Origin of the sequence: Polaromonas sp. CG_9.5 (assembly GCF_035984465.1) — a bacterium.
GTDB lineage: Bacteria > Pseudomonadota > Gammaproteobacteria > Burkholderiales > Burkholderiaceae_C > Polaromonas.
The window spans coordinates 37,793-62,304 of record NZ_JAXCHR010000001.1; the positions used below are offsets into that span (position 1 = coordinate 37,793).

Consider the following 24,512-nt stretch of genomic DNA (forward strand, 5'->3'; position numbering starts at 1 on the left):
CGTCTCCGCCCGTTGGCAGATAGCAGTAGTGCTAGCGAAATTTTTTTCATCGAAACAATGTACCACAAATTTATTTGTGAAGCCCGCGCTCGTCCGGCTCATCGGTCGAAGTTGAAATTACGCTGGTCTGCTGACCTTTTGCTTTTCTCCACCCATAAAGCGCATAACCTGAGAAACCATAAATGACAAACAGACCAAAGATAACGGTCGGCGGATGAATATTGATAATGGCAATACCCAGCGCGATCAATACGATAACGGCAAAGGGAACGCTGCGCTTCATATTAATATCCTTGAAGCTATAAAAAGGCACGTTGGTCACCATGGTCAATCCGGCATACAGCATCAACCCAAAAGTAATCCAGCGTACTTCCAATCCTTCAAAACCCAGGTCGTTCATCAGCCAGATAAAGCCCGCCACAAGAGCAGCAGCGGCAGGCGAAGGCAGGCCCTGGAAAAATCGCTTGTCAACCACCGCTGTATTTACATTGAAGCGGGCCAAGCGCAAAGCCGCGCAAGCACAATAAACAAAAGCGCCAATCCAGCCCCATCGACCCAGGCTAGTCAGCGCCCATACGTAGGCGATCAGCGCAGGCGCAGCCCCAAAAGACACCATGTCTGACAATGAATCCATCTGTTCGCCAAAAGCGCTCTGGGTATTGGTTAGGCGTGCTACGCGGCCATCCAGGCTGTCTAGCACCATAGCGCAAAATACGCCGATCGCGGCTTGGTCAAAGCGTCCGTTCATCGCCATGACGATGGCATAAAAACCACCGAACAGTGCCGCCAGCGTGAAGAGATTGGGCAATATGTAGATACCCTTGCGCCGCTTGCGTGGCAGGATATCTTGCGTTATGGAAGCGGAGTCCTCACCATCATGCATAAAAAGTACTCCTTTAGCACGGTTGGCGCGCGCAAATAGCTATTAAATTAATAGCACATGGTTAATCTGTTGCCATGTGCAAAGGTGGTCGTGCATGCAGCGGGGTAAGCATAACAAGTTGGCTGACGGCGGTGGCACGGCGTAAAACAGTCAATGATTTTGCCAGCGCCATTGAAAAAGCCGCGCAAAAACATGCGCGGCTTTTTTGCAGACCAAGGCCTGCGCTAATCAAAAGATCAGTTACGTGTCTGGTCAACCAGCTTGTTCTTGGCAATCCAAGGCATCATGGCGCGGAGTTTTCCGCCCACTTGTTCAATCTGGTGCTCGGCATTCAGACGACGACGGCTGATCAACGTTGGTGCGCCAGCGATGTTTTCCAGCAGGAAGCTCTTGGCGTATTCGCCGGTCTGGATGTCTTTGAGGACAGCGCGCATGGCGTTCTTGGTGTCTTCGGTCACGATGCGCGGGCCGGTCACGTACTCGCCATACTCGGCGTTGTTCGAGATCGAGTAGTTCATGTTGGCAATGCCGCCTTCGTAGATCAGGTCAACGATCAGCTTGAGCTCGTGCAGGCATTCAAAGTAGGCCATTTCAGGCGCGTAGCCGGCTTCCACCAGCGTCTCGAAACCCGCCTTGATGAGTTCAACCGCACCGCCGCACAAAACAGCCTGTTCGCCGAACAGGTCGGTTTCGGTTTCTTCGCGGAAATTGGTTTCAATAATGCCGGCCTTGCCGCCGCCATTGGCCATGGCATAGCTCAGCGCCAGGTCACGCGCTTTGCCGGATTTGTCCTGATGCACGGCAACCAGGTGAGGAACGCCGCCACCCTGGGTGTAGGTGTTGCGAACGGTGTGGCCAGGCGCCTTGGGGGCGACCATCCAGACATCCAGGTCGTCGCGCGGAATCACGGCACCGTAATGCACGTTGAAGCCGTGGGCGAACACCAGCGATGCGCCTTGCTTGATGTTGGGCGCCACATCGTTCTTGTAGACGGCACCGATTTGCTCATCAGGCAACAAAATCATGACCACATCGGCAGATTTGACCGCATCAGCCACTTCGGCCACTTGCAGGCCGGCTTTTTCAACCTTGGGCCACGAAGCGCCGCCTTTGCGAAGACCGACAACGACCTTGACGCCACTGTCGTTCAAATTTTGGGCGTGTGCATGGCCTTGACTGCCGTAGCCAATGATGGCCACTGTCTTGCCCTTGATCAGGCTCAAATCGCAATCTTTGTCGTAAAAAACTTTCATCTGTCGCTCCTAAATAATCAGCAAAAAAATAAAACTGCCAGATCCGATACCCGGATTCCAGCCGTATCAGACTCTCAGAATTCGCTCGCCACGGCCTATGCCGCTTGAACCGGTTCTCACCGTCTCCAGGATGGCGCTGCGGTCGATGGCTTCCAGGAACGCATCGTTCTTGGTTTGGTCGCCCGTCAGTTCAATCGTGTAACTTTTCTCGGTCACGTCAATAATTCGCCCGCGAAATATATCAGCCATGCGCTTCATCTCTTCGCGCTCCTTGCCGACCGCCCGCACCTTGACCATCATGAGTTCGCGCTCGGTATAAGCGCCTTCGGTCAGGTCGACCACCTTGACCACTTCGATCAGGCGGTTCAGGTGCTTGGTGATTTGCTCGATCACGTCATCCGAGCCCGAGGTCTGGATCGTCATGCGCGACAGCGTCGGGTCTTCCGTCGGCGCGACGGTCAAACTCTCGATGTTGTAGCCACGGGCCGAAAAAAGGCCGACGACACGGGAAAGAGCGCCGGGCTCGTTTTCGAGCAAAACTGCAATGATGTGTTTCATATAGATAGATTCCTCTTTTCGCTGCCCTCCTCTGCGCACGGTAATGCGCAGACTCGGCAGTCAATAGATTCGTCAATTGACGGGGTAAATGAATGGAACGGCGATGCGGTTACAGGTCTTCCGACCCCAGCAGCATTTCAGTGATGCCCTTGCCGGCCTTGACCATCGGAAACACGTTTTCCGTCGGATCGGTCCGGAAGTCCATGAATACGGTGCGGTCTTTGAGCTTGCGCGCTTCGCGCAGCGCTGGCTCCACATCCTGCGGCTTTTCAATCAGCATACCAACATGGCCATAAGCCTCGGCGAGCTTGACGAAGTTGGGCAGCGCATCCATGTAGCTGCTGCTGTAACGGCCGGAATATTCGATTTCCTGCCACTGGCGCACCATGCCCAGATAGCGGTTGTTGAGCGACACGATCTTGATCGGCGTGTTGTACTGCAGGCAGGTGGAAAGCTCCTGGATGCACATCTGCACCGAGCCTTCGCCGGTGATACAGAAAACTTCCGAATCCGGCTTGGCCAGCTTGATGCCCATGGCGTACGGAATGCCGACGCCCATCGTGCCCAGGCCGCCGGAGTTGATCCAGCGGCGCGGCTCGTCAAACTTGTAATACTGGGCAGCCCACATCTGATGCTGTCCGACATCGGACGTGATGTAGGTGTCGGCATCCTTGGTCATGTTCCAGAGCGTCTCCACCACATACTGCGGCTTGATGACATCGCCGCTGCCCATGCTGTACTTCATGCAATCCCGTGAGCGCCAAGCCTCAATGGTGCTCCACCAGCCGCCCAGCGCATCGGCGTCAGGCTTGAGGCCTGATTCACGGATCATGCCGATCAGTTCTGTCAGTACATCCTTGACGTCACCCACGATGGGAACGTCCACCTTGACGCGTTTTGAAATGCTCGAAGGGTCGATATCGATATGAATGATCTTGCGTTCGTTCTGGGCAAAGTGCTTGGGGTTGCCAATCACACGGTCATCAAAACGCGCGCCGACGGCCAGCAGCACGTCACAGTTCTGCATCGCATTGTTGGCTTCAAGCGTGCCGTGCATGCCCAGCATGCCGAGAAATTTTCGGTCGCTCGCCGGATAGGCACCCAGTCCCATCAACGTGTTGGTGCACGGATACCCCAGCATGTCCACCAGCGTGCGCAACTCCTGCGATGCATTGCTGAGCAGCACACCGCCACCGGTGTAAATATAGGGGCGCTTTGCCGCCATCAGCAAATGCAGCGCCTTGCGAATCTGGCCGGCGTGGCCTTTGCGAACCGGGTTGTAAGAACGCATTTCGACGGTTTTTGGATAGCCGGTATAAAGCGTCTTGTTGAACGAAATATCCTTGGGTACATCCACCACCACGGGGCCAGGACGGCCGGTGCGGGCAATATGAAAAGCCTTTTTCATGGTCTCGGCCATGTCACGCACATCCTTGACCAGGAAATTGTGCTTGACGATGGGACGGGTAATGCCCACGGTGTCACATTCCTGGAAAGCATCCAGGCCAATCGCAGCCGTCGGCACCTGCCCGCTGATGATGACCATGGGAATGCTGTCCATGTAGGCAGTCGCAATGCCGGTCACGGCGTTGGTCAGGCCTGGACCGGAAGTGACCAGGGCCACGCCGACATCGCCAGTGGCGCGCGCATAGCCATCGGCCGCATGCACGGCAGCCTGCTCGTGGCGCACCAGCACATGCTGAATTGAATCCTGCTTGTAGAAAGCGTCGTAGATATGCAGAACTGCGCCGCCTGGATAGCCCCAGATGTACTTGACACCTTCGGCCTGAAGCGACTTGACGAGGATTTCAGCGCCCCGGAGTTCTTGAGAATTTGTGTTGGCAGAAGCTGCCGCTGCGGAAGCAATTTCCGCTTTTGTGATTTCCATGATGAACCTTTGTGAATTTCTCTAACGAAATACCTAGGGTGCCTCTTGGCTCGCTCTTGTGAAGCCGCGTCGAGACTTGAGGCCAAAACCATAAGCAGAAACATAATCCGCCGAGCCATGACCCGTTTGCCTTTTTATGTGCAGGCAGCATTATGACATTGCGCCCAACAGGGCTTGCCTTGAGGCGCTCGCCAGAAAAACAAAACGTCCTTGGTTGTGGTGGACTAAATGCGATAATTTTCAGGCTGAATATTCATCTGCCTGACACGCAATTGGGGATGCAAACTGAACCCCGAAATAACGATAACGCTGGACAACCCGGAATTACACCGTTGGCAACTGAACAAGAACTTTCCGACTTTCTGAAAAGCGTCGAAAAACGGGCTTTCAAGCGCAGTATTTATCACGTGCGGGACGAAGAAGCGGCACTCGATATCGTGCAGGACAGCATGATGAAACTGGCGCAGCACTACGGCGACAAGCCGGCTGCAGAGCTGCCCATGCTGTTTCAGCGGATTTTGTCCAACACCACGCTCGACTGGTTTCGTCGCCGCAAGACCCGCAACGCCCTTTTTTCCAATATGAGCGACTTCGCGTCTTCGGGAGAAGATGGAGATTTTGATCTTCTTGAAACTTTGGAGAGCCTGACCAACTCAGAAGGAACTGAAAGCGCTCAAGACGCTACGGAACGGGCAGAGATATTGCATGCCATCGAACTGCAGATAAAGGAACTGCCAGAGCGTCAACGGGAAGCCTTTCTGATGCGTTACTGGGAGGAAATGGATGTGGCTGAAACGGCTGCAGCCATGGGTTGCTCGGAGGGCAGCGTCAAAACTCATTGCTCCCGTGCAGTTCACGCCCTGAGCAAAGCACTAAGCGCCAAAGGCATAAAACTATGATCAATTCACCACAAAAAAGAGCGGCAGTCCTGGAAGAGCGTTTTGCGCTCAAAACCGTCTCTCACCTGTCAGCCGGAGCGGCCGACCTGCCCTACGACATCTCGGAGCGGTTGCGGGCGGCGCGCGCACAAGCCGTTTCCCAGCGCAAGATTGCAAAACCGCTCACGGTCAGCACAGTGGTCAACACGGGCAGCAGTGCCGCGCTGACCTGGGGCGCTGACGAGGGCCTTGGCTGGTGGGGCCGGATTGGCTCGGTGCTACCGCTGATTGCACTGGTGGTGGGCTTGCTTGCCATCAATAATTTTCAAAGTGACAACCGCGCCTACGAACTTGCCGAAGTCGACTCGGCGCTGCTGACCGATGAATTGCCGCCGGCCGCATTTGCCGACGCCGGTTTTGTGCAGTTCCTGAAAAACACCCGCCAAGCTGCAGTCACGCAATGAACCAGCAAGCAGTGTTTGATCCAGGCTTGCCGCCATCGCATCGTCTGCATTTGACGGCCAAGGCGCTAGGCGCACCGGCCCTGAAACTGCGGGTACTGAGTGCCGGACTGGTCGCGGTCGGTTTGCTGGTTTTTTCCTCCCCTGGATTTTCACAGGCCCCTAACTCGTTCGCATCTGCCAGTGCGCCAGCAAGCGCAAAACCGGTTGCATCAGGGCCGTCCTGGTCTGAACTTACGCCGGTACAGCAGCGAGCGCTTGCGCCGCTTGCATCCAGCTGGAACACGGGTATGAGCGAGGCGCAAAAACGCAAATGGCTCGAAATTTCCAGAAATTACAGCGCTCTGTCGCCAGAAGGCCAGGCGACCTTGAACAGCCGCATGAACGACTGGGCGTCCCTGAGCCCTCAGCAACGTGCGCAGGCCCGGCTGAACTTTGGCAAGACCAAAGAGCTGTCCAGGCAACTGACACCCGAAGAAAAAAAGGCTAAGTGGGAGGCTTACCAGGCTTTGAGCCCGGAAGAAAAGCTCAAGCTTGCAGCCAAGAGCCCGAAGCCCACAGGTGCCGCTACGGCGATCAAACCGGTCGCGCCGCAAAAGCTAACCACACTCCCCGCCCACACGGGCATCAAGCCTGCCTCTAAAATCGTGCCTTCGCCTCCGGCGACAGTCACCCCACCTGCAGCCCCGGCTGCGGGCCAGGCCGCTACTGTCGACACCGGCCCTGCACCTCTGCGATAAATCCCGCCGGTGCTTTGCCGGCCGGAATTATTGCTGAATCAGTGCTTCAGCGCTTAGGTAGCGCTCATTACGAGCTATTAAATTGACAGTAAAAAACTCTCAAGTCCCGTCGATCCCGCGACGCATGGCCTGCTGGATGTATGAAGGCCTGCTGATGTTTGGCGTGGTCTTCATCGCCGGTTATCTTTTCAGCACCCTGAGCCAGACCCGCAATGCACTGGACAACCGGCATGCGCTGCAAGCCTTTGTGTTTGTCGTTTTTGGCGTTTACTTTGTCTGGTTCTGGTCTAAAGGCCAGACGCTGGCGATGAAAACCTGGCATATCCGCGTTGTCGATGTGCACGGTGCCGCCCTGACCCAGCAACGCGCCTTGCTGCGCTATGCGCTCAGCTGGCTGTGGTTTTTGCCGCCGCTGGGCATGAGCTGGCTGCTTGATCTTCCCGCGCGTGAAGGTGCCGTCATTACGCTGGGCTGGGTCGCCATCTGGGCTATTTTGGCGCGCTTTCATCCCCAGCGGCAGTTTTGGCACGATGCATGGGCAGGCACCCGCCTGATCACCTGGATCATCCCGGCAAAACCCAAAGACCTTGTGCGCGCAAAAAAAGTGGTCGCTAAAAAGCCCTGAACAGAAGGCCGTTACACCGCTGCGACACAATGCCATCCATGCCTGAAAAAGCCGCGTTTTCTGCCGTCGTCAATCCCCAAAAAAATCGCCGGGGACTGAACCGTGTCTGGCATGCCACGGGCTATTCGCTGGCGGGCCTGCGCGCAGGCTGGAACGAAACTGCTTTTCGCCAGGAAGCGCTCGCGTCCCTCATGCTGATTCCCGCCGCGTTCTGGGTGGGCCAAAGCTGGATGGAAACCGTTCTGTTGGCGGGCAGCGTCATTCTGGTGCTGATTGTCGAGCTGCTCAACACCGGCATTGAAGCGGCCATCGACCGCATCGGCCCCGAATGGCACGATCTTTCCAAACGCGCCAAAGACATGGGCAGCGCGGCTGTGCTGCTCAGTCTGCTGCTGTGCGCAGGCACCTGGGCTCTAGCGCTACTTCACCGTTTTATCTTATGAATCACGAACAACTATCCATGACAAAACCCGCCTTTTCCTTGTGTGTTTACTGCGGCTCGCGTCCGGGCAACAGTCCGGAGTTTGCAACGATGGCGCGTGACGTCGGCACCTGGATTGGCCAACACGGCGGCCAGCTGGTCTATGGCGGCGGCCACAGCGGACTGATGGGCATCATGGCCGATGCGGCATTGGCCGCAGGTGCGCGGGTGGTGGGTGTGATACCAACGGCGCTGGTCGAAAAAGAATGGGCCCATACCGGTTGCACTGAATTGCATATTGTTGAAAACATGCACGATCGCAAACGCATCATGGCCGAGCATGCCGACGCATTTCTGGCGTTGCCTGGCGGCATTGGCACGATGGAAGAGTTCTTTGAAGTCTGGACCTGGCGCCAGTTGGGCTACCACAACAAGCCGGTCGGCCTGCTGAACATGGACGGCTTTTACGACAGCCTGCTGACGTTCCTCAATTCAGCGGTCAACAGCGGTTTTATGAATGAATGGCAGATGGACTTAATCCGCACCGGCACCGACGCACCTTCGCTGATGAAAGAGCTGGTGCAAGCGGCGGGCAGCAAGGCACCTACTCTGCTGCTTGATCAGATTTAACCCGGTTTAAATCGCCGAGTCGTCTTCTTCGCCGGTGCGGATACGCACCACGCGCTCGACGCTGGTGATGAAAATCTTGCCGTCGCCAATCTTTCCGGTGCGTGCCGCGCGCACGATGGCCTCGACACAGCGGTCAACGTCGTCGGTCTTGACGACCACTTCGACCTTCACCTTGGGCAAAAAATCGACCACATATTCGGCGCCCCGGTACAGCTCGGTATGGCCTTTCTGGCGGCCAAAACCCTTGACTTCCGTCACGGTCAAGCCGGTGACGCCACATTCAGCCAAGGCTTCGCGGACTTCTTCCAGCTTGAAGGGTTTGAGGACGGCGGTAATTTGTTTCACTGAAAGTTCTCCGTTATCGAGGGGTCTGAATAGTTAATGATGGCTACGGTCTGCAACCTAGCGCGTATGGCAGGCTACAGACTGGTTTATTCGCCAAATTTGCTGGTAATAGGATAACGCCAATCCTTGCCGAAGCTCCTGTGGCTGACACGGATGCCGACCGGTGCCTGGCGGCGCTTGTATTCGTTGATGCGGATAAGCCGGGCCACGCGATTGACCACGGCGCGCTCGAACCCGGCCGCCACCACGGTATCAATACTCTGGTCATTTTCCATGTAGCGTTTGAGGATGGCATCCAGCACTTCATAAGGCGGCAAGCTGTCCTGGTCGGTCTGGTCTGGACGCAGCTCGGCGCTGGGCGGACGCGTGATGATGCGTTCCGGAATCGGGCTGCTGCCGGTGCCGTACGGGTCGTTTTCATTGCGCCAGCGGGCCAGCTTGAACACGGTGGTTTTCAGCAAGTCCTTGATGACCGCAAAGCCGCCGGCCATGTCGCCGTAGAGCGTGCAATAACCCGTCGCCATTTCGCTTTTGTTACCCGTCGTCAACACGATGGAGCCGAACTTGTTCGACAGCGCCATCAGGAACACACCTCGAATGCGCGCCTGGATGTTTTCTTCGGTAGTGTCTTCTGCCCGCCCCTTGAACTCGCCGGCCAGCGATGATTTAAAAGCTTCAAACTCCGGAATGATCGAAATCTCGTCGTAGCGAACCTGCATGCGCTCGGCCATTTCACGCGCGTCCGTCAATGAAATGTCCGCCGTATAAGGCGAAGGCATCATCACGGTGCGCACTTTGCTAGAGCCCAGCGCATCGACCGCAATCGCCAGCACCAGCGCCGAATCAATGCCGCCCGACAAGCCCAGCAGCGCACCCGGAAAGCCGTTTTTCCCCAGATAGTCACGCACGCCCAGCACCAGCGCGTCCCACAAGTCGGCTTCAGGGCTGCGCAACGGCACGGTATCCGCTACCAATTCAATAGCTGCTTGCACCCGTACTGCCTGCACATCAAACAGATTTTCCTTAAAACTCTCGGCCCGACCGGCCAGTGCGCCGTCGGCCTGCAGGGCAAACGAGTGGCCTTCAAAAACAATTTCGTCCTGGCCGCCCACCAGATGCGCATAGACCAGCGGCAAGCCGGTCGCCAGGCAGCGCTCGCGCATCATCACTTCACGCTCGCCGCCCTTGCCGACATGAAATGGCGACGCATTGATAACCACCAGCAGTTCAGCGCCGGCCTGCCGGCTCAGGCGCGCGGGTTCTTCAAACCAGGCATCCTCGCAAATCAAGAGGCCTACGCTGATGGCGTCGTCGCCTTCGCCAGCCTGAAAAACGCAGGTGCCCTGCCCCGGTGCGAAATACCGGCGCTCGTCAAACACCTGGTAATTGGGCAACTCGCGTTTGGCATAGGTTTCAATGACGCGGCCTTCGCGCAGCACGCGGGCGGCATTGTGGCGCTGCTGCACCTGCACGCTTTTGGTGTGCAGACCCAGGCCGCTGTCGCCGTGGGTCGGCGTGCCCACCACCACGCTCAGCCCCTTTAACCCGGCCAGCGCATGGGCCACCTCATTCACGGCATCATCACAGGCCTGAATGAACGCGGGCCGCAAAAACAGGTCTTCAGCCGCATAACCGCAAATTGCCATCTCGGGCGTCAGCACCAGCCGCGCGCCGCCTTGGTAGGCGGTGCGCGCTGCAGCGATAATTTTTTGCGCATTGCCGGGCATGTCGCCCACGCAATAGTTCAATTGGGCGACACAGATTTTGAGTGACATTAGAAAATTGAATCCCGAAAAAAACACGTGAAAAACAACGCAAACGATTATGTCATCCGCCTTCTGGATTCGCCGCTGAAGGTGCGAGCCGCCGAATGGAACGCCTTGCTGGCAGCGCAAAGCCTTGACGGCATCGTCAACCCGTTCATGCGCCACGAATACCTGGCTGCCCTGCACACCAGCGGCAGCGCCACGCCAGAAACCGGCTGGACGCCGTGCTTTGTCACGCTCTGGCAAGGCGACACGCTGGCCGGCGGCTGCGCCCTGTACCTCAAGGCGCATTCGTACGGCGAATACGTGTTCGACTGGGCCTGGGCCAATGCTTATCAGCAACACGGCCTGGACTATTACCCCAAAGCCGTGGTCGCGGTGCCGTTTACACCGGTCCCCGGCGCACGTTTGCTGGCGCGCAACGCGGCAGAACGCGCGCTGCTGGTGAAGGCGTTGATCGCCTGGTGCGAAGCGGAAAAACTCTCGTCGCTGCATTTGCTGTTTGCCAGCGATGACGACGTGGCCGCTTGCGAGGAAGCCGGCCTGCTGCTGCGGCACACGGTGCAGTTTCATTGGACCAATAGAGCCCCCACGCTTGTCGCTGCGCGTACTGCGCTGCCCCCCGAGGGGGCCGCTGCGCCTATGGCCCGGCAAAGCCGGTTCCACGGCCCTGACTTGCTGGACGTTGCCCCCACGCTTGTCGCTTCGCGTACTGCGCTGCCCCCCGGGGGGGCCGCTGCGCCTGTGGCCCGGCATAGCCGGTTCCACGGCCCTGACTTGGCCGGAGTTGACTCTTCCGCGCTGGTCGCTTCTTCGCCTTCGGGCTACCGCGATTTCGACGATTTTTTGATGTCGTTGAGTCAGGAAAAGCGCAAGAAAATCCGCCAGGAGCGCCGCAAGGTGCTGGATGCGGGCATCACCTTTCGCTGGGCGCTGGGCAAAAACATCAGCCAGGCGGATTGGGATTTTTTCTACCGCTGCTATGAACGCACTTATCTGGAACACGGCAACGCCCCCTACCTGAGCCGGGATTTCTTTCGCTGCATGGCGCGCGACATGCCGGAGAACTGGCTGCTGTTTGTGGCAGAGCATGAAGGCCAGCCCATTGCTACGAGTTTGATAGCTGTCAGCGCACGTCCTGATTGCACAAGCGGCCTGAATGATGATCAAAATCCGCTTTCAGCGCAATATCTGCCGCCCCAAGGCTTGACGGTTTATGGGCGCTACTGGGGCGCGCTGGCGCGGGTCGATTGCCTACACTTTGAAGCCTGCTATTACCAGCCTTTGCAGTGGTGCATTGAACACGACTTTGAGCGTTTCGAGGGCGGCGCGCAGGGCGAGCACAAAATGGCGCGCGCCCTGCTGCCCGTCAAAACCACCAGCGCGCACTGGCTGGCGCATCCTTCGTTTGCCGATGCGATTGAACGCTTTCTGGAACGCGAAGGCGCGGGCATCGACCATTACATGGACGATCTGGAGCGGCGCAGCCCCTTCAAGACCCCATCACCGCCACAACAACCTGACCCGACAAACCTTTCATGAGCGAAAAACCCTCTTCCTACACCGTGAAAATGGTCAACGCCACCGGCCTGAGCGCAGCCGAGCGCAGTGCCGCAGAGTTGCGTTTTCGCATGGCGCTTGAATTTGGCGTCGGTGGCCGCGACGATGTGGTGCCCACGCTGCAGGCCTGCATGCTGGCGCGCTCGCTGATGGCGCATTTGTCTGCAGAGGAAGCCGCCAGTGCCGACCATGCCGCCGAGCGCGAAGTGATTGCACTCTGGGAAAAGGCCGAAGACAAAGCCGTGTTGACCGCCCTCAAGCCCCTGAACCGCGACATGGGCGACGCGCAATTTGAGATCAATACCTGAAAAACTGGCGCGGCACAGGCGGCAGCCAAGCCTTCAATTCACTTCTTTTTTAATAGCTGCTTGCGCCCGCAGCTATTGCGCCAGCGGCCTATTTCATCATTAATTTGAACGGAACGATGCGGGAAGCCATGAATTGAATGCCCAGCTCGCTGGAAGGGTGTGCGCCCACAGGCACTTGCGCGACAGAGCGCCCCGGCAAACCCCCGTGCAAAAATTTTCCCGCTCGGTTAATGTGGCCGTACGGAGACCCGAAAAATGCACACCCTGACCGGACTGGACGCCAGTTTTCTTTACCTTGAAACTCCTGAAATGCCCATGCATGTGGGCTCTTTCAACCTGTGCGAGCTGCCTGCGGGGTTCAAGGGGAGCTTTCACAAGGCGGTGCAAAAGCATGTCCGCCAGCGCCTGCACCTGGCGCCGGTGTTCACGCGCAAGCTGATGTTGATGCCGCTGAATCTGGGGCATCCGGCCTGGATTGACGCGCCAGCGGTGGACATTGACTTTCATGTCCGGCGCGCTGATAAGGCCAGAAAAGGCGCGCGGGCCATGACGCTGGCCGAGGCGCACCAGCGCTGCGCGCAATTGCACAGCGAACTGCTGGACCGGCGGTTTGCGCTCTGGGAGTTCCATGTTTTTGACCGCATCGCGCTGCCAGATGGCCGCATCGTCGCCGGCGTCCTGTCCAAGATTCACCATGCCGCACTCGATGGCAAAGGCGCTGTCCTGCTGGCCCATGCCACGCTGGACACCAGCCCGCTGCCCCGAAAAGTGCCGCCGCCTGACCCGGCGCACCGGCACCCGACCGACAGCGAAGCCGATTTGGGCACCCGCACGCTGATCGCTTCGGTGCTTGCAACGTCGCTCGGCCAGTTTTCCAGACTGGCCAAAGCGCTGCCTTCGTCCCTGCGCGCGATTGGAAGCACGCTGATCGAACAATCGGCCGCCGACCCGTCCACCGGCCAGCGCAACCGCATGCCGATGAAGCTGGCACCGCATACGCCGTTCAACATCGGTATCGGCACGGAGCGAGTGTTTGCGGCGGCTACGCTGCCGCTGCAGGAATGCAAGGCGCTGGGCAAGGCGGCCGGCGGCTCGCTCAACGACATGCTGCTGTGGATTTGCGCGACTGCGCTGCGCGATTATTTGTCGCACCATTTCAGCCTTCCGCACAAATCCCTGGTCGCGGCCATGCCGGTCTCGCTGCGTAATGACGCTGCGGATTCGGGCGACGCAGGCAACCAGGTCGGCATGACGCTGGTCGAGCTGGGCACCCAGATTGCCAACCCGCGCCAGCGCATGAAGGCCATCATCGCCTCCACGGCCAAGGTCAAGTCGTCGATGCAAAGCCTCAAGGGCGTGCTGCCGACCGATTACCCTTCGCTGCTGGCACCCTGGCTGGTCGGCGGCATCGGCAAACAGGCGCTCAATGCCTACGGCAAAAGCGGCCTGGCCCGCCACCTGCCGGTGGTGACCAACCTGGCTATTTCCAATGTGCCGGGCTCGCCGGTGCCGCTGTACCTGGCGGGCGCGCGGGTTTTGGGGTTTCATCCGCTGTCGATCATCACGCACGGCGTGGCGCTCAACATCACCATCCAGACCTATGACGAAAAGATCGATTTCGGCATGGTTGCCGACAGCCAGGCGCTGCCGCATGCCGACGATTTGGCCCGTGCCATTGAAGCGGCTTTTACCCAAGCGCAGTCGCTGATGGGTGAAGCGGCAGCCTCTGAAAAAGCAATGCCTGCCGCGCCCACGCCTGCGGCAAAAGCCAAGCCCAGAACCCGCAAGCCAGCCAGCCCAAAGGCGCCAGCCAGTGTCAGGTTAGAGAGTTCACCCTCTTCAAAACGCCGCCAACGCCCCGATACTGGCCGTGTTTCTACAGAAAAAAAGTGACATTCTTCACTTGACCCCACACTATGACCCGATCGTCAAAACTACCGCTTGCGCAAAGTCTGGCCGGCGTGCCCCTGACCGGACAATCTGAAAAAACCCCGCTGCACGACACTCCGCCCAGCGCCTGGCTGATGACGCTGGAAGTGCGCGCCATCTGGGAATTCAGCGCGCTGCTGCCCGCCTGGCCGCTGCTGAACCGCGCGCCACGGGGCGACAACCATCCGGTGGTGGTGTTTCCGGGTCTTTCGGCCAACGACATCTCGACGGTACCGCTGCGCCGCTATTTGCAACTGCTCAACTATTCAGCTTGCGGCTGGGACCAGGGCTTTAACTTTGGCCCGCGTCCAGGGGTGCTGCAGGAAGCCAGAAACCAGGTGATTCGCACCTTTGCCCGCACCGGCCGCAAGGTGAGTCTGATTGGCTGGAGCCTGGGCGGCATTTATGCGCGCGAGCTGGCCAAGGAACTGCCGGAGATGGTGCGCGGCGTCATCACGCTGGGAACGCCGTTTGCAGGCTCGCACAAGGCCACCAACGCCTGGCGGCTTTATGAGCTGGCCAGCGGACGCAGCGTGACGCGTGAAAGCGCCAGCTATAACCTGCCGGTTGCGCCGCCTGTGCCGACCACCAGCATTTTTTCACGCACCGATGGCGTGGTCGCCTGGCAAGGCAGCATCCAGTCGCCCAGCCCGCAAAACCCGCACACGGAAAACATTGAAGTCGTGGCCAGCCATGTGGGGTTGGGCTTTAACCCGAGCGCCTGGTGGGCCATCGCCGACCGACTGGCGCAGCCCGAAGGCGAATGGCAGCCTTTTTTACGGCAAAAACGCGGCCGCATTCACGGCCTGATTTACCCTGACCCGAGCCGTCCGGCCTGAGCCGCAAGCGTCGAAAAAAACAGTTTCTTGCGCATCTGCGACGCACCACAAAAACGATTGCACACTAAAAAAAAGCGCTTGCCGTAGTACAGCAAGCGCTTTTTTCGTTAAAAACCTGAAATTTTGCTATTTTATAAATAGCAAAGAAGCACCGCCCCTATTGTGCAATGCCTGTTAATCGCTCAATAGCTTCGATTATTTGGCGCTGTCCGACTCGGCTTTGAGGTAATTGGCGATGCCGTCGGCAATTTCCTTCTTGGCCGCGTCCGGGCCTTCCCAGCCATCGACCTTGACCCACTTGCCCTCTTCCAGGTCTTTGTAGTGTTCAAAGAAATGGGCGATGGTTTTCAGGCGCAGCGGATTCATGTCTTCCGGCTTTTTCCAGTGGCTGTACAGCGAGCATTTTTTGTCGATGGGCACGGCCAGCACTTTGCCGTCTTCGCCGGCTTCGTCGGTCATTTTCAGAATGCCGATGACGCGGCAGGTCACCACCACGCCTGAAATCAGCGGCACCGGCGTGATCACCAGCACGTCGACCGGATCGCCGTCGCCGCTCAGGGTTTGGGGCACGTAGCCATAGTTGCACGGGTAGTGCATGGAAGTGCTCATGAAGCGGTCAACAAACAGCGCGCCGGATTCCTTGTCCACTTCGTACTTCACCGGGTCGGCGTTCATCGGAATTTCGATGATCACGTTGAAGGCGTCAGGTGCGTTTTTGCCGGGTGTAACTTTATCTAGGGACATGGTCGCTTTGCGTTGTTGGAAAGGCGTTGATAAAAAAGGAAACGGGTTGCCAGATCGCCGCAGCCGGCTTGCCTGTTCAGGGCTTGTTTTGCAATCCGCCGAGGCGTCAAAACAGCACTGTATTTATCCTCATTTTACTGATCCTGACCTTACGGGTTGCCAACGGCGCCTGTTTTGGCGTTTAATTTCTCCAGTTGGCCAATCGCCCATCGCCGTCCAGCGAGCCCCGAGGAAGCAACGCAGCGGGGTCCGCTTGCGTGGCACCCTTCAAAGCAAAAAATAACGGAGGAGGTCGTTATGACCGGTCATTCAACCGCGCTCATTCTTGCGCTGGTCTGTGGATTGATTGCCGTGGGGTACGGCTTTTGGGCTAGAGCCTGGATTCTTTCGCAGGACGCAGGCAATGCGCGAATGCAGGAAATCTCGGCCGCCATCCAGACGGGGGCCGCTGCTTATCTGGCGCGGCAGTACAAAACCATCGCTATCGTGGGCGTCATTCTGGCGGTACTGATTGGCGTTTTTCTGGACGGCAAAACAGCCATTGGATTTGTCGTAGGGGCACTTTTGTCAGGCGCTTGCGGCTTTATCGGCATGAACATTTCCGTGCGTGCCAATGTGCGCACCGCGCAGGCGGCCACGCGCGGCATTGGCCCGGCGCTCGATGTGGCGTTTCGTGGCGGCGCGATCACCGGCATGCTGGTGGTGGGGTTGGGCCTGCTCGGCGTGAGCGGCTTTTTCTGGTTTCTGGTGGGCAACGGCAATTATTTGCCCACCAGCAAACTGGCCGATTTGCTCAATCCGCTGATCGGTTTTGCCTTTGGCTCTTCCTTGATTTCGATTTTTGCGCGGCTGGGCGGTGGCATTTTTACCAAAGGCGCGGACGTGGGCGCTGACCTGGTCGGCAAGGTCGAAGCCGGCATTCCCGAGGACGACCCGCGCAACCCGGCGGTCATTGCCGACAACGTCGGCGACAACGTGGGCGACTGCGCCGGCATGGCGGCTGATCTGTTTGAAACCTACGCCGTCACGCTCATTGCCACCATGGTGCTGGGCGCGTTGCTGGTGGCCGCCAGCCCGATTAACGCGGTGCTGTATCCGCTGGCGCTGGGCGCGGTGTCGATCATTGCGTCCATCATCGGCTGCTTTTTCGTCAAGGCCTCGCCGGGCATGACCAACGTGATGCCGGCGCTGTACAAGGGCCTGGCGGTGGCGGGCGTGCTGTCGTTGATTGCGTTTTATTTCGTCACGATGTGGCTGATGCCCGACAACGCGATCTATGCGACTGGCAGCCAGATGAAACTGTTCGGTGCCTGCGCCGTCGGCCTGGTGCTGACAGCCGCGCTGGTCTGGGTGACCGAGTACTACACCGGCACGCAATACGCGCCGGTCCAGCACATTGCACAAGCGTCCACCACCGGCCACGGCACCAACATCATTGCTGGCCTGGGCGTGTCGATGCGTTCGACCGCGTGGCCCGTGGTGTTTGTCTGCATCGCGATTCTGGTGTCCTACCACCTGGCCGGGCTGTACGGCATTGCGATTGCCGCCACGTCCATGCTCAGCATGGCCGGCATTGTGGTGGCGCTCGATGCCTACGGCCCCATCACCGACAACGCCGGCGGCATTGCCGAAATGGCCGACATGCCGCCCGCAGTGCGCGCCGTCACAGACCCGCTGGACGCCGTCGGCAACACCACCAAGGCCGTCACCAAAGGCTACGCGATTGGCTCTGCCGGCCTGGCGTCGCTGGTGCTGTTTGCCGATTACACCCACAAGCTGGAAGGCTATGGCCGCGCCATCAGTTTCGATTTGAGCGACCCGATGGTCATCGTCGGCCTCTTCATCGGCGGCTTGATTCCCTACCTGTTTGGCGCGATGGCGATGGAAGCTGTGGGCCGCGCTGCCGGGGCCGTGGTGGTCGAAGTGCGCCGCCAGTTCAAGGAAATCCCCGGCATCATGCTGGGCACCGCCAAGCCCGAATATGGCCGCGCGGTGGACATGCTGACGACGGCGGCGATCAAGGAAATGGTGATTCCTTCGCTGCTGCCGGTCATCGTGCCGATTCTGGTCGGGCTGTTGCTCGGCCCCAAAGCACTGGGCGGTTTGCTGATGGGCACCATCGTCACCGGCATCTTTCTGGCGATTTCGATGTGTACCGGCGGCGGGGCCTGGGACAACGCCAAAAAGTACATTGAAGACGGCCACCATGGCGGCAAGGGAAGCGAAGCGCACAAGGCGGCGGTGACCGGCGACACCGTGGGCGACCCGTACAAGGACACCGCAGGCCCGGCCATCAACCCGCTGATCAAGATCATCAACATCGTGGCGCTGCTGATCGTGCCGCTGATGATGAAGTTCCACGGCGGCACGTTGCAAGCCGCGCCGCTGGTGCCAGTGGCCGCCCCCACCGCCATCAGCGCGCCCGCCGTCACACCGATGGCACCCGCCCTGCCGGCCCCAGCGCCTATTCAGGCGCCGGACGCCGCCGGATTGACAACACCTGCTGCTGCCGTCAGCGCCCCGGCTGCGGCGGCATCGCCATAACGCGCCCCGACGTGTCAGCCCGTCGCCCCCGCTGGTGCCGAACGATGCCTTCGTGAAACACGCGCCCGGACAAACCCTGAGCCGCTATTGAATAAATAGCTGGCAGCGTATGGGGGGCATGCGCTACGGCCCTATTTCGTTGTCAAGTCGACAGCCGTGACGGGTTAAACAGTTTCAAGCAAAATCACTTCCATGCAGCTCAACTACATCGCCAACGCCTCCGTTCCTTCTTCTTCCGGTAAAACCATTCCCATGCTGGACCCGTCAGACGGCCAGGTCTTTGACGAGATTCAGCGCAGCAATACGCACGACATTGACGTGGCGGTGCGCAGCGCCCGCGACTGCCTGGATCTGGTCTGGAGCCGGCTCAGCGCAGCTGAACGCGGCCGGTTGCTGATGCGGCTGTCAGTCAAAGTCGCGCAGCATGCCGAAGAACTGGCCATGATCGAGCAGCGCGACTGCGGCAAGCCGACCCAACAAGCCCGGGCCGATGCGCTGGCGCTGGCCCGCTATTTCGAGTTTTATGCCGGCGCTTGCGACAAGCTGCACGGCGACACCATTCCCTACCTCGACGGCTACAGCGTGATGACCTGGCGCGAGCCGCACGGCGTGACCGGCCACGTCATTCCGTGGAACTACCCGATGCAGATTTTTGGCCGCAGCGTGGGCGGCGCGCTGGCGGCGGGCAATGTCTGCGTCGTCAAACCGGCGGAAGACGCTTGTTTGTCGCTGCTACGCGTAGCAGAACTGGCGACAGAAGTCGGCTTTCCGGCGGGCGCGCTCAATATCGTCACCGGCTACGGCCATGAAGTCGGCGATGCGCTGGCCCGCCATCCGGGCATTGACCACATCAGCTTTACCGGCAGCCCCAGCATCGGCACGCTCATTCAGCAAGTGGCCGCCGAGCGGCATTGCCCGGTCACGCTGGAGCTGGGCGGAAAAAGCCCGCAAATCATATTTGCCGATGCCGACCTTGACGCCGCCCTTCCGGCCATCGTCAACGCCATTGTGCAAAACGCCGGGCAAACCTGCTCGGCCGGCTCCCGGCTACTGGTGGCGCAATCGATTTACGACCCGCTGATTGCGCGGCTGGGCGAGGCGTTTGAAAACCTGCGCGTCGGCCCCGCCTCGATGGACCTGGACGTCGGCCCGCTGATTCGCCAGAGCCAGCAGCAACGCGTCTGGGACTTTTTAAGCGATGCGCATGTGGCGGGCATCCCCATCGTGGCGCAAGGCCAAATCGTCGATGAAGCGCCCGACGGCGGCTTTTACCAAGCCCCGACCTTGCTCTGCGACGTGCCGCCCGACCACCGGCTGGCACAAGAAGAAATCTTCGGCCCGGTGCTGTGCGCCATGAGTTTCCAGGACGAAGACCATGCCGTCGAACTGGCCAACGCCACGCAGTTCGGGCTGGCCGCCGGCATCTGGACGGCCGACGGCGCGCGCCAGTTCCGCATGGCCAAACGCGTCAAAAGCGGCCAGGTGTTCATCAACAATTACGGCGCCGGTGGCGGCGTGGAACTGCCCTTTGGCGGCGTGAAATCGTCAGGTTATGGCCGCGAAAAAGGCTTTGAGGCGCTGTATGGCTTCACCACGCTCAAGACCGTGGCCGTGCGCCACGGCTGATGGGGTAGCCTGCACCACACCGTGCGCGAAGGGCTGAAACCCGCCGCAAGCGCAACGGTTTGAGGCAGAACAGCGCATCAAACGACAGCATTGCCGCGCTGGCAGCTTCAATTTATCCATTTGCTGCGCCCAAAAGCCGTTTTATGAATGAAACAGGCCGCTTGCGCACAACAGGCGGGCGCAACGCGCTATTAAATCAGTAGTAAAAAACCCACTCAGGAGACAAACCCATGCGAGTCAAAGACAAATCCATCATCGTGACCGGTTCCGGCGGCGGCATCGGCGAAGGCATTGCCATGCGGCTGGCCGCTGAAGGCGCCAAAGTCATCGTCAACGACATCAACGTCGCGCTGGGTGAAAAAGTGGTGGCAGCCATCACCCAGGCCGGCGGCACGGCGTCATTTTTTGCCGCTGATGTCACGAAATCCGATGACGTCAAGGCCTTGGTCGATTCCGCCGTGCAGCGCTACGGCAAGCTCGACGCGATGGTCAACAATGCCGGCTGGACGCACCGCAACCAGCCTGCCCTGGATGTCAGTGAAGACGATTTCGACAAGTGCTACGCCATCAATGTCAAAAGCATTTACCTCGCCACCATTCACGCCACGCCGGTTTTCCGGGCGCACGGCGGCGGCAGTTTCATCAATATTGCCTCGACCGCCGGGGTGCGGCCGCGTCCGGGTTTGACCTGGTACAACGGCTCCAAGGGCGCGGTCATCACCACGTCCAAGTCGCTCGCGGCTGAACTGGGCCCTGACAACATCCGGGTCAACTGCATCAATCCGGTGTTCAACCCCGACACCGGCCTGTCCGCCGAATTTGCCGGCGGCCCGCTCGATGAAGAACGCAAGGCGCGCTTTCGGGCCAGCATTCCGCTGGGCCGCTTTTCGACGGCGCTGGACGTGGCCAACGCGGTGCTGTACCTGGCCAGCGACGAGGCCGACTTCATCAGCGGCGTGTGCATTGAAGTGGACGGCGCGCGCTGCGTTTGAAAAAAGACGCCGTCCTTTGACCTGCGTCACCCAGATCACGCGTATCTGCAGAGGGTAAAGCCGACAATGTGGTGGCTGGGCGGGCCAATGGGGTAAATTCACCGCAAGGCCCATCACCATGACAGACATACCACGCAAAATCATTCCCCTGGCAGACCTGCGTTATGCCAGCCGCATTCCCGCCGTTCCCGCTCACTTGACCGCGCCAACCGGCCTGCTCAGCGACACGCTGGGCCGGCCGCTGCGCGACCTGCGCATCAGCGTCACGGATCGCTGCAACTTTCGCTGCAACTACTGCATGCCGAGCGAGATTTTCGACAAGGACTATGCGTTTTTGCCGCAATCTTCACTCCTGAGTTTCGAAGAAATCACCCGTCTGGCAACCATTTTTGTCGCTCATGGCGTCGAAAAAATCAGGCTCACGGGCGGCGAGCCTTTGCTGCGCAAAAACCTTGAAGTGCTGATTGGCATGCTGTCGCGGCTGCAAACGCCGCAAGGCAAGCCGCTCGACATCACCTTGACGACCAACGGTTCACTGCTGGCCCGCAAAGCCCAGGCGCTGAAAGACGCCGGTTTGCGGCGCGTCACGGTCAGCCTCGATGCGCTGGACGACGTGATTTTTCGCGGCATGAACGATGTGGATTTTCCGGTGGCCGACGTGCTCAAGGGCATTGAAGTAGCGCAAAAAGTGGGGCTGGCACCGATCAAGGTCAACATGGTCGTCAAGCGCGGCACCAACGACAGCCAGATTTTGCCGCTGGCCCGGCATTTCCGGCACACCGGCGCGGTGCTGCGCTTTATCGAATACATGGACGTGGGCGCGACCAACGGCTGGCGCATGGACGAAGTGTTGCCGTCAGCGCAGGTCATTGACCATTTGCAGACCGAATTTCCGCTGGTTGCCATCGACCCCAACTACCCTGGCGAAACCGCCGAACGCTGGCGCTACCTGGACGGCGGCGGCGAAATCGGCGTGATCAGCAGCGTGACGCAAGCATTTTGCGGTGAATGCAACCGGGCCCGGCTGTCGACTGAAGGCAAGCTGTTCTTGTGCCTGTTCGCGAGTCAGGGCCATGATTTGCGCGCGCTGCTGCGCGGCAACTATACGGACGATCAGATTGCAGCGGCAGTAGGGCCAATCTGGCAGGCGCGCTCAGACCGTTATTCGGAACTACGCGCTGCACTGCCGCCCGACGCCAGCCCGCAAGGCAGCGCCAAGCGGGTTGAGATGAGCTACATCGGCGGCTGAGGATGGCCCCCACGCTTGTCGCTTCGCGTACTGCGCTGCCCCCCGAGGGGGCTGCTGCGCCTACGGCCCGGCGAAGCCGGTTCCGTGGCCCCGGCTGGTGGGGACGTGGCGACTCCAACGCTTGTCGCTTCGCGTACTGCGCTGCCGCTCGAAGGGGCGCTGCGCCTACGGCCCGGCGAAGCCGGATCTTTGGTCCCGGCTGGTGGGGATGTGTCGACTCCGACGCTTGTAGCTTCACTTCACTTGTTAAGAATTTTTAGGAACACTGGATGACGATGACTATAAAAACTCCCTTGCATGCTGAAGCCATTACCGGCGTGATTCTGGCGGGTGGGCGCGGCTCGCGCATGGGTGGGGTGGACAAGGGGCTGCAAAACTTCAATGGCGTGCCGCTGGCCTTGCACACCTTGATGCGCTTGTTGCCGCAGGTGGGCGAAATCATGGTCAATGCCAACCGCAATCTGGCCGCTTACGAAGCCTTTGGCGCGCCGGTCTGGCCCGATAGCACCAGCCTGGGCGACTATGCCGGGCCGCTGGCCGGGTTTATCACCGGGCTGGAGCGCTGCGAAACGCCGTATTTACTGACCGTGCCGTGCGACACGCCGCTGTTCCCGTCTGACCTGGTGGCGCGCATGGCCGACGCGATGGCACGCGAAAACGCCGACTTTGCCGTGGCGGCCGCCCGCGAAGAAGATGGGCAGCTACGGCCGCAGCCGGTGTTTTGCCTGATGGGCGTTGACATGCTCGAAAGCCTGGCGCGCTTTACGCAATCGGGTGGCCGCAAGATTGACGCCTGGACAGCGCAGCACAAAACCGTCATCGTGCCTTTTAATCAGCCGGGCGACGACACGCACAGCTTTTTCAATGCCAACACGCTGGCCGAGTTGCACCAGCTCGAATCGCATCAGCCATGAAGACGTTGGCGCAAATTGCAGCCGAACTGCAGGGCTACGACCCGCAGGCGATGACCGCCGAAGGTGTGCAGCACTTTTTGTCGCAACTGGTGACGCCGGTGCAGCAGACGCTTGAACTGCCGCTTTTTGAAGCACTGGGCCGCGTGCTGGCCGCTGACGTGATTTCGCCGTTTGATGTGCCGCCGCATGACAACTCGGCAATGGACGGTTATGCGTTTTTCGGCCAGGAACTGGTTCCCACCGAAGCCGCTTCGCCGGCTGCGCTCAACTTGCAGGTGGTGGGCACGGCGCTGGCCGGCAAGGCCTGGCAAGGCAGCGTGCAGCCCGGCCAGTGCGTGCGCATCATGACCGGCGCGGTCATGCCGGCCGGTCTGGACACCGTCGTGCCGCAAGAGTTCGTGCAATTGCAGCGCTCTGGCGACGTTGAAACCATCACGATTCCACCCGGCATTTTGCGCACCGGCGACAACCGCCGGCTGCGCGGCGAAGACCTGATGCAAGGCAAGTCAGCACTACAAAAAGGCGAGCTGCTTACGCCCGCCCGGCTTGGACTGGCGGCCTCTTTGGGCCTTAAAACACTGACCACATGGCGGCCTTTGCGCGTCGCCTACTTTTCTACCGGCAACGAAATTTTGTCGCTCGGCGAAGCACCGCGTGAAGGCGCGGTGTACGACAGCAACCGCTACACCGTTTTTGGCCTGCTCAGCCGTCTGGGCTGCCAGGTGATCGACATGGGCGTGGTGCGCGACGAACCGCATCTGCTGGAGGCCGCCTTCACCGAAGCGGCCTTGCAAGCCGATGCCATCATCACGTCGGGCGGCGTCAGCGTGGGCGAGGCCGACTACACCAAAGCGATGATGAAGAAGCTCGGCGACGTGGCTTTCTGGCGCATTGCCATGCGGCCGGGCCGCCCGATGGCCGTGGGACGAATATTACCGCTCAAATCAGCCGCCTGCGCAAGCAGCACGGGCGCAAGCAGCTATGAAAAAAATAGCACTTCTGCGGGTGCCGTGATGTTCGGCTTGCCAGGCAACCCGGTGGCAGTGATGGTGACTTTTCTGGCCTTTGTTCGCCCTGCCCTGCTGCAGATGATGGGTGCCATTACCGAACCCCTACCGCTGCTCAAGGCGCACAGCAGCGAGGCCATCCGCAAAAAGCCGGGCCGGACCGAATACCAGCGCGGCCGCGTGTCGACCGCGCCCGACGGCGCATTGCAGGTCAAGACCACCGGCAGCCAGGGCTCGGGCGTACTGCGTTCGATGGCCGAGGCCAATGGACTCATCGTCTTGCATCACACCCAGGGCAATGTCGCCGTAGGCGATGAAGTGGATGTGCTGATGTTTGAAGGCGCGGTCTAGC

General features: G+C 59.5%; 23 protein-coding genes. 16 read left to right on the plus strand and 7 right to left on the minus strand.

The window, feature by feature from the left end; all coding sequences use genetic code 11:
* Nucleotides 1–70: 70 nt before the first annotated feature.
* The 4 genes from pssA to RCH06_RS00185 all read right to left on the minus strand — a co-directional run bounded on the left by pssA (nucleotide 71) and on the right by RCH06_RS00185 (nucleotide 4,582).
* On the minus strand, nucleotides 71–883 hold the full coding sequence (pssA, locus tag RCH06_RS00170; RefSeq protein WP_327079413.1) for a CDP-diacylglycerol--serine O-phosphatidyltransferase: 813 nt from the start codon (nucleotides 881–883) through the stop codon (nucleotides 71–73).
* Nucleotides 884–1,119: 236 nt separating this feature from the next.
* The gene (gene ilvC / locus RCH06_RS00175; protein ID WP_029524610.1) at nucleotides 1,120–2,136 is read right to left on the minus strand and encodes a ketol-acid reductoisomerase; all 1,017 of its coding nucleotides are present in this window, start codon (nucleotides 2,134–2,136) and stop codon (nucleotides 1,120–1,122) included.
* Between the two features lie 66 nt (nucleotides 2,137–2,202).
* Nucleotides 2,203–2,694: an acetolactate synthase small subunit gene (gene ilvN, locus RCH06_RS00180; RefSeq protein ID WP_296907359.1), complete on the minus strand. Its 492-nt coding sequence runs from the start codon at nucleotides 2,692–2,694 to the stop codon at nucleotides 2,203–2,205.
* Between the two features lie 109 nt (nucleotides 2,695–2,803).
* Complete coding sequence (locus tag RCH06_RS00185; RefSeq protein ID WP_327079414.1) at nucleotides 2,804–4,582, minus strand: acetolactate synthase 3 catalytic subunit; 1,779 nt, start codon at nucleotides 4,580–4,582, stop codon at nucleotides 2,804–2,806.
* 332 nt (nucleotides 4,583–4,914) lie between these two features.
* Here RCH06_RS00185 and RCH06_RS00190 point away from each other — a divergent pair, with 332 nt between their 5' ends.
* From RCH06_RS00190 to RCH06_RS00215, 6 genes are all read left to right on the plus strand, one after another.
* A complete protein-coding gene (locus RCH06_RS00190) occupies nucleotides 4,915–5,481 on the plus strand; it encodes an RNA polymerase sigma factor (RefSeq protein ID WP_327079649.1) in 567 nt (188 codons plus the stop codon).
* Nucleotides 5,478–5,924: a DUF3619 family protein gene (locus RCH06_RS00195; RefSeq protein WP_327079415.1), complete on the plus strand. Its 447-nt coding sequence runs from the start codon at nucleotides 5,478–5,480 to the stop codon at nucleotides 5,922–5,924. The genes RCH06_RS00190 and RCH06_RS00195 overlap by 4 nt, the downstream gene beginning before the upstream one ends.
* Nucleotides 5,921–6,661, plus strand: a complete 741-nt coding sequence (locus tag RCH06_RS00200; RefSeq protein ID WP_327079416.1) for a DUF3106 domain-containing protein — start codon at nucleotides 5,921–5,923, stop codon at nucleotides 6,659–6,661. Before RCH06_RS00195 ends, RCH06_RS00200 begins: the two co-directional genes overlap by 4 nt.
* 112 nt (nucleotides 6,662–6,773) lie before the next feature.
* On the plus strand, nucleotides 6,774–7,286 hold the full coding sequence (locus tag RCH06_RS00205) for an RDD family protein (protein ID WP_327079650.1): 513 nt from the start codon (nucleotides 6,774–6,776) through the stop codon (nucleotides 7,284–7,286).
* Between the two features lie 29 nt (nucleotides 7,287–7,315).
* Nucleotides 7,316–7,729 (plus strand): diacylglycerol kinase, encoded by a 414-nt coding sequence (locus tag RCH06_RS00210; protein WP_327079417.1) that lies wholly within the window; start codon nucleotides 7,316–7,318, stop codon nucleotides 7,727–7,729.
* A 17-nt stretch (nucleotides 7,730–7,746) separates the two neighbouring features.
* Complete coding sequence (locus RCH06_RS00215; RefSeq protein WP_327079418.1) at nucleotides 7,747–8,337, plus strand: TIGR00730 family Rossman fold protein; 591 nt, start codon at nucleotides 7,747–7,749, stop codon at nucleotides 8,335–8,337.
* A gap of 6 nt (nucleotides 8,338–8,343) precedes the next feature.
* Here the strand turns inward: RCH06_RS00215 and RCH06_RS00220 are convergent, their stop codons facing one another.
* Nucleotides 8,344–8,682, minus strand: coding sequence for a P-II family nitrogen regulator (locus RCH06_RS00220; protein ID WP_327079419.1), 339 nt, complete (start codon nucleotides 8,680–8,682; stop codon nucleotides 8,344–8,346).
* A gap of 86 nt (nucleotides 8,683–8,768) precedes the next feature.
* Nucleotides 8,769–10,457 (minus strand): NAD+ synthase, encoded by a 1,689-nt coding sequence (locus RCH06_RS00225; protein WP_327079420.1) that lies wholly within the window; start codon nucleotides 10,455–10,457, stop codon nucleotides 8,769–8,771.
* Between the two features lie 27 nt (nucleotides 10,458–10,484).
* On the opposite strand from RCH06_RS00225, the gene RCH06_RS00230 reads away from it, so the two are divergent.
* The 4 genes from RCH06_RS00230 (at nucleotide 10,485) to RCH06_RS00245 (ending at nucleotide 15,084) form a co-directional block, all read left to right on the plus strand.
* Nucleotides 10,485–11,990, plus strand: coding sequence for a GNAT family N-acetyltransferase (locus RCH06_RS00230; protein WP_327079421.1), 1,506 nt, complete (start codon nucleotides 10,485–10,487; stop codon nucleotides 11,988–11,990).
* Nucleotides 11,987–12,316, plus strand: coding sequence for a hypothetical protein (locus tag RCH06_RS00235; RefSeq protein WP_327079422.1), 330 nt, complete (start codon nucleotides 11,987–11,989; stop codon nucleotides 12,314–12,316). Before RCH06_RS00230 ends, RCH06_RS00235 begins: the two co-directional genes overlap by 4 nt.
* 255 nt (nucleotides 12,317–12,571) lie before the next feature.
* On the plus strand, nucleotides 12,572–14,209 hold the full coding sequence (locus tag RCH06_RS00240; RefSeq protein ID WP_327079423.1) for a wax ester/triacylglycerol synthase family O-acyltransferase: 1,638 nt from the start codon (nucleotides 12,572–12,574) through the stop codon (nucleotides 14,207–14,209).
* A gap of 23 nt (nucleotides 14,210–14,232) precedes the next feature.
* Nucleotides 14,233–15,084, plus strand: a complete 852-nt coding sequence (locus tag RCH06_RS00245; protein ID WP_327079424.1) for an alpha/beta hydrolase — start codon at nucleotides 14,233–14,235, stop codon at nucleotides 15,082–15,084.
* A gap of 195 nt (nucleotides 15,085–15,279) precedes the next feature.
* On the opposite strand, the gene ppa is transcribed toward RCH06_RS00245, so the two are convergent.
* Nucleotides 15,280–15,828 (minus strand): inorganic diphosphatase, encoded by a 549-nt coding sequence (gene ppa / locus RCH06_RS00250; protein WP_327079425.1) that lies wholly within the window; start codon nucleotides 15,826–15,828, stop codon nucleotides 15,280–15,282.
* A 297-nt stretch (nucleotides 15,829–16,125) separates the two neighbouring features.
* On the opposite strand from ppa, the gene RCH06_RS00255 reads away from it, so the two are divergent.
* The 6 genes from RCH06_RS00255 to moeA all read left to right on the plus strand — a co-directional run bounded on the left by RCH06_RS00255 (nucleotide 16,126) and on the right by moeA (nucleotide 24,511).
* Nucleotides 16,126–18,372 (plus strand): sodium-translocating pyrophosphatase, encoded by a 2,247-nt coding sequence (locus tag RCH06_RS00255; protein ID WP_327079426.1) that lies wholly within the window; start codon nucleotides 16,126–16,128, stop codon nucleotides 18,370–18,372.
* Between the two features lie 192 nt (nucleotides 18,373–18,564).
* Nucleotides 18,565–19,998, plus strand: coding sequence for an aldehyde dehydrogenase family protein (locus RCH06_RS00260; RefSeq protein ID WP_327079427.1), 1,434 nt, complete (start codon nucleotides 18,565–18,567; stop codon nucleotides 19,996–19,998).
* A 230-nt stretch (nucleotides 19,999–20,228) separates the two neighbouring features.
* The gene (locus tag RCH06_RS00265; protein WP_327079428.1) at nucleotides 20,229–20,990 is read left to right on the plus strand and encodes an SDR family oxidoreductase; all 762 of its coding nucleotides are present in this window, start codon (nucleotides 20,229–20,231) and stop codon (nucleotides 20,988–20,990) included.
* A 127-nt stretch (nucleotides 20,991–21,117) separates the two neighbouring features.
* The gene (gene moaA / locus RCH06_RS00270) at nucleotides 21,118–22,239 is read left to right on the plus strand and encodes a GTP 3',8-cyclase MoaA (protein WP_327079651.1); all 1,122 of its coding nucleotides are present in this window, start codon (nucleotides 21,118–21,120) and stop codon (nucleotides 22,237–22,239) included.
* 269 nt (nucleotides 22,240–22,508) lie between these two features.
* Nucleotides 22,509–23,153 carry a molybdenum cofactor guanylyltransferase MobA gene (gene mobA / locus RCH06_RS00275; RefSeq protein ID WP_327079429.1) on the plus strand — a complete coding sequence of 215 codons (645 nt, stop codon included), beginning with the start codon at nucleotides 22,509–22,511 and terminating at the stop codon, nucleotides 23,151–23,153.
* A complete protein-coding gene (moeA, locus tag RCH06_RS00280; protein ID WP_327079430.1) occupies nucleotides 23,150–24,511 on the plus strand; it encodes a molybdopterin molybdotransferase MoeA in 1,362 nt (453 codons plus the stop codon). Before mobA ends, moeA begins: the two co-directional genes overlap by 4 nt.
* Nucleotide 24,512 lies beyond the last annotated feature (1 nt).